Here is a 5,991-nt window from a genome sequence, read left to right as displayed (position 1 = left end):
TCCGGTGCAAATCATATCCTGCATTTATTAATGCTCGGTTGCACCGGTTCTGATTGGGTTGGTGTATCCCCGGGTGGCACTGCGTTTACCCGGGGTTATTATTGTTGCAGACCTACGGCCTGCTATTGGCAGCTTCCATATTACCTTATGAGCTGTTAATTGAGACATGTTCATGAGAACTTCCGCCTGAGCTAGATGAGGGGGCATTAAATAGGTGGATAATCCGGTGCAAATTACATCCTTCATTATTTAATGCACGCTTGCACCGGTTTTTACTGTTGTTTCGGTTCCCGGGGTGTCGCTTCGCTTACCCCGGGCTATTTGTGTGGCAGGCCTACAGCCTGCAATGTGCAGCTACTAAAAATATAAAAGTCAATCTCTGTTTCCTCATATCACTCTGCGGTAAAATTTTATAGTCCGAAAGATTGAATGCACTGCCAATCCCCCCATCCCGCTACGCTTACTTCCCCAAGGGGAAGATGAGCCTATATTTACCTGTATTAAAAACTATTAGATTAAAGAGACCGTTCAACTACCGAGCTAATAAAATAAGCATTTTTGCTAAAGCGAGGCCTTACTACCGTATAAAATGCATATAAGTCTTCTCCTCTACTTCGGGCAAGGCCTCTATTTGCTTATGTGTAACGACAGCCTTTAGCAGCCATGCCATGTTCTTACCGAGGACACGGGCGATTTGTACCCCTTCCTCATCCTTAAGGGCATCACCGGGTTTAAGTCCGTGAATCACATTCCAGTAGTTAGATGCAGGTATAAACATTTCGCTGTATTGCAGGTAATTATTAATGGTATTAATGGCTGGCATACCTCCTGTTCGGCGCACGGCCACCATACCTGCCGCCACCTTGTGTCTGAACAAACGATGATTGACACCTGCCACATAAAAAGCCCTGTCCAGAAAGGCCTTCATGGTGCCGCCAATATCGGCATAGTGAACGGGCGCACCAAACAGAATGCCATCTGCCACTTTCATTTGCTGAATCAATTCATTCACCACATCATCGATGATGCAGCGTTCATCCAGACTTTTTGCACAAGCGTTACAGGCGGTACATCCTTGTATTTTTCTGTGTCCAATGGTGATGATCTCAGTTTCGATACCCACTTTATTCAATTGCTCACATACAATAGTTAATGCCAGGTAAGTATTACCTTTTTTATGTGGACTTCCGTTAATGGCCAGTACTTTCATAGTTGATCGGTTTATAGTGATTTATAGTTTCTTTTTAGCTCGTTAGAGCGTTTTATTTCCAAAGTCGAAAGCATTGCCATGTACCTTAGGATCTTAGCTTAATAAGCGTCTTGTACACTAAGATGCGAGCTGGCAAACTTCAGTGTCCATTCCGGTGCATATTACATCCTACGCTTTATCAATTTTCGGTTGCACCGGTTTTTATTGGATTGGCGTATCCCAGGGTGGCGCTTCACTTACCCGCGGTTATTATTGTGGCAGGCCTTCAGCCTGCTATGTGCAACTACTAACAAAAGTCATTCTCCGTGTTCTCCTTTCACTCTGCGGTAATAATTTTTAAGCCTTAGAGTCAGGGCTATTCCGGTGCAAATTACATCCTACACTTTATTAATTTTCGGTTGCACCGGTTTTTATTGGATTGACGTATCCCAGGGTGGCGCTGCGCTTACCCGGGGTTATTATTGTGGCAGGCCTACAGCCTGCTATTCGCAACTACAAAAAAGTCATTCTCTATGTCCTCCTTTCACTCTGCGGTAATTTTTTTTAAGCCTTAGAGTCAGGGCTATTCCGGTGCAAATTACATCCTACGTTTTATTAATTTTCGGTTGCACCGGTTTTTATTGGATTGGCGTATCCCAGGGTGGCGCTGCGCTTACCCGGGGTTATTATTGTGGCAGGCCTACAGCCTGCTATTCGCAACTACTAAAAAAAGTCATTCCCGTGTCCTCCTTTCACTCTGCGGTAATAATTTTTAAGCCTTAGAGAGCACTCTGCTATCGTGCTTAAATTGTATAGCCGAAGGCGTCGCTAATAGGCTACAGTGCAGCGTCCCTACTCATAAAAACCTTTAACAATCTTCTGCATCACCTTATTGGTACGTATGGCTGTTTCGCCGGTACTAACACATTGTCCAACACCCTGCAGGGTTTCCACCACCTGTTTAATGAGGTTATACTGGATATTCTCAGGATTCAGGTAAGGGTATTCCATCACTTCGCCATCTTTATAAAGAATGATGGGTGTGTGTTCAAAGCCTGAGAACTGTATCTTACCAGCCGTGCCCACCACTTCGATAATATCTTCCTGGGCATTTTCGTGCGTTACAAATGACCAGATACCATTGCCCACCACACCATTTTTAAACTGCATCGAGGCACTAACCGTATCTTCTACCTCATAGTAACCACCACGATTGGCTGCCACACCAAAGACTGTTTTGATGGGCCCAAAGAGGTAATCCAAAAAATCAAGCTGATGAGATGCCAGATCATAAAAAATACCGCCTCCTGAATGCTCAGTCTGGAGACGCCAGATATCCAGCCGGGCCTCTTTCTCATATGGTCTTGCTGCCCTAATCAATCGCATATTAACATATAATGTCTGCCCGATTTCTCCGGAATCTATTAATTCTTTAACCTTCAGAAAACCTGGCAGGGTACGCCGGTAATAAGCCACAAATAAGGGCACACCAGTTGAGCGACTGGTTTCGAGCATGGCCAGCGCCTGCTTATAAGTGGCGGCCATTGGTTTCTCTACATATACTGCTTTACCAGCTTCCATGGCTTTTATGGCATACTCGGCATGTGAGCCTGGGGGTGTGGCAATATATATCGCATTGATATCCGGATGGTTAATTAATTCATCCGCCACGTTGGTCCATTGTGGTACTTCGTGGCGACGAGCATATGATTTAGCTTTATCAGCATCCCTTCGCATGACCATCCGCAGTGTACTTCCTTCCACCTTATTGAATGCTGGTCCGCTCTTGACTTCAGTTACGTTGCCACAGCCGATTATTCCCCAGTTGATTTGTTTTAGCATAGCCTCCAGTTTGAATCATGTCAATATAAGGTTTTCCGGAAAAAATTGCATGGTCGGTACGCGATAAATACTCTTCATTGCAAAGAAGGATCGCATCTTTATGCACGCAATGGCGATAAAGATGCGATCCTTCTTCAATCCTTGTTATAATAAGCTTATTTCAGGTAGTAGTCCGAATCAATCAGCTGGTTGTTGTCATTGGCATAAAGTGCGTAGTTAAAGCCTTTGTGTAAGCTGTAGGCGCCTACCTCACCGGCTTTATTAATAGCCAGGTAACCAATTTGAAAATCCTGATAACCTGGTATTTTCTTAACAATACGGGCTATAGCCTCTTCAACAGCCTTTTGTGGGCTCAGTCCCTGGTTCATCAATTCCACCACCAGGAATGAACCCAGCGTTTTCATCACCAGCTCGCCCATGCCGGTTGCAACGGCACCACCTATTTCATTATCACAATACATACCGGCACCTATAATCGGACTGTCTCCTACCCGTCCATGCATTTTGTAAGCCAAACCGCTGGTGGTACATGCTCCCGATATATCACCATTCTGGTCCAGTGCCAACATGCCGATGGTATCATGGTTTTCAATATTGATAACCGGCTTGTAATCGGATGTCTTACGCCACTCCTGCCATTCCTTTCTGGCTTTCTCTGTCAACAGGTTTTCTTCAGCAAAGCCCTCTTCTTTGGCAAACTGCAAGGCGCCTGCCCCAGCCAGCATTACGTGAGGTGTTTTCTCCATCACCCGTCGTGCCACCGATATGGGATGCTTAATATTTTCGAGTGCACATACAGAGCCTGCGTTACCTGTCTCATCCATGATGCAGGCATCAAGCGTTACAATACCATCTCTATCGGGCCGTCCACCGTAACCCACACTCATATCGTTTGGATCTGCTTCTACCACTTTAACACCTTGCTCAACGGCATCCAGAGCACGACCGCCATTTTTAAGGACTTCCCACCCGGCCACATTGGCTTGCATACCATTTTTCCAAGTCGATATGGCTAACGGTTTGGTTATTTTGCCGGGTTTTATTTTGCGAACAGCGGCCTGGCCGGATTGACTGCCTGCAGCTATTAATCCAAGTGATGCCAACCCACTTTGTTTGATAAAATTTCGACGTGAACTCATATTATGTGCTTTTGTTTTGATAATAATTGATTGATGAATTTCAAAATTGTCTATTTTTAAACCATCAATTTCAAATGTAAGGAAAATAGGGTTAGAATGACCGCCAGACATAACGAAGCACACCAAGATGAACATTTTTACGACATAATTGGCGATGTTCACGGACATCATATCCAATTACAAAAACTACTGTTACAAATGGGCTATACCCTGGTGAACGGTGTTTGGTCACATGCCTACCGAGTAGCAGTGTTTGTTGGGGATTTCATAAACAGAGGGCCCAATAGTAAAGGTGTTATTCAAATCATTCGTGACATGGTTAATGCAGGAACAGCACTGGCTATTCTGGGTAACCATGAGGTGAATGCCATCCTGTACTTCACAAAAGATGATGAGGGACAACCATTGCGCATACCAGGCAATAACAATAGCAAACTACTCTATAAATTTGCCCGCGAATACAATGGCAATAAAGAGGCGCTTAAGCGTGATATCAAATGGTTACGCAGCTTACCCCTGCACCTTTGTTTAAATGGCATCAGGGTGGTGCATGCCTATTGGAACGATTCCCATATCAGGCAGCTGGAGGGCTTGTATGCCGATGGACGAATTAAGAAAGGGATGCTTAAACATTTGCTAAATGGTGATGATGGACTCAGTAAAGCGTTTTTTGAAACCATCAAAGGTATTGAGTTGTCCATGCCAAAGGATCTCATCATTAAAGATGAACAGAATATCAAACGTGACAATTTCAGGGTGAAATGGTGGATGACACCCAAAGGTAAAACCTTTAAATCACTCAGCTACGGGAATAAATTTGAGCTGCCCGATTATACCATACCCACTGAAATAATTGATGAGTATGAAGTCTACCCTGAGAATGCACCCATTGTATTTATAGGGCACTATTGCATGGGGCGTGGACCGATGATACCAACCAATAATGTGTGTTGTGTGGATGCCTGCGTAACCGGTTCCGGCCGATTGGCGGCCTATCGTTATAGCGGAGAAGAAGCCTTAGACGAATCAAATTTTGTATTTGTAAAAAGATGATTAGAACGGCTAGTGCCTTTTAGCGGAATAGCCAATTTTTGTGAAACGTTGCTTACTCACTCATGTACTAAAGTACTTCATTCTCCTCTGCTCTTAAATAGCAATATCCCAATGCTCCACCGGGGGAGCTGGCCGCAGGCCTGAGGGGGGATAACATATAACTGACTATTCCGGTGCAAAATACATTCTACATTTATTAATGCACCGTTGCACCGGTATTTGGTTGGCGTATTGTATCCCGGGGTTTCGCTTCGCTTACCCCGGGCTATTTATGTGGCAGGCCTACAGCCTTCTATCCCTAGGACAATACCCATATAATTGCCCCTCTGACATCAGCAACGACATTGGGGTACCCACTCAACGAAACGAAGCAAAATGAGATTTGGCACCAAGCTGTAAATCTTTAAATCTCATGCGAAGTAAGTTGTTAGTGGGTCAATGAGTGCTGCAGTCAGCGGACCTTTTGACAACTTTTGCGACTGAAGGGAAAAGTTGGAGCTCGTCCGGCTTGAGGACAAAGACATATCCGAGGCAGGCGTGTAAATGCAAACAAACCTTTGGTAAAAAGGGCTTTTACGCTTCCCTTGAGAGCTTTTACCATAGGCAGATACGGGGGCATAAAATATGACTGGCTATTCCGGTGCAAATGACATCCTACATTATTTAATGCACAGTTGCACCGGTTTTTGATTAGATTGGCGTATCCCCGGGTGGCACTGCGTTTACCCGGGGTTATTATTGTTGCAGACCTACGGCCTGCTATGTGCA

The 5,991-nt window shown here is 44.7% G+C and carries 4 protein-coding genes; 1 reads left to right on the top strand and 3 read right to left on the bottom strand.

The window, feature by feature from the left end; genetic code table 11:
• Positions 1–577 precede the first annotated feature (577 nt).
• The 3 genes from KEM09_RS21615 to KEM09_RS21605 form a co-directional block, all read right to left on the bottom strand.
• Positions 578–1,210 carry a flavodoxin family protein gene (locus KEM09_RS21615; RefSeq protein ID WP_212231998.1) on the bottom strand — a complete coding sequence of 211 codons (633 nt, stop codon included), beginning with the start codon at positions 1,208–1,210 and terminating at the stop codon, positions 578–580.
• A gap of 831 nt (positions 1,211–2,041) precedes the next feature.
• The gene (locus KEM09_RS21610; RefSeq protein WP_212231991.1) at positions 2,042–3,031 is read right to left on the bottom strand and encodes a Gfo/Idh/MocA family protein; all 990 of its coding nucleotides are present in this window, start codon (positions 3,029–3,031) and stop codon (positions 2,042–2,044) included.
• A gap of 155 nt (positions 3,032–3,186) precedes the next feature.
• On the bottom strand, positions 3,187–4,170 hold the full coding sequence (locus tag KEM09_RS21605) for a glycosylasparaginase (RefSeq protein ID WP_212231989.1): 984 nt from the start codon (positions 4,168–4,170) through the stop codon (positions 3,187–3,189).
• Between the two features lie 96 nt (positions 4,171–4,266).
• Between KEM09_RS21605 and KEM09_RS21600 the strand changes: the two genes are divergently transcribed.
• Positions 4,267–5,223, top strand: coding sequence for a metallophosphoesterase (locus KEM09_RS21600; RefSeq protein ID WP_212231987.1), 957 nt, complete (start codon positions 4,267–4,269; stop codon positions 5,221–5,223).
• Positions 5,224–5,991 lie beyond the last annotated feature (768 nt).

The organism is Carboxylicivirga mesophila, from assembly GCF_018271975.1.
Classification (GTDB): Bacteria; Bacteroidota; Bacteroidia; order Bacteroidales; family Marinilabiliaceae; genus Carboxylicivirga; species Carboxylicivirga mesophila.
The sequence above is the reverse complement of the archived record's forward strand: the minus strand, read 5'-3'. Positions and strand labels throughout refer to the sequence as shown.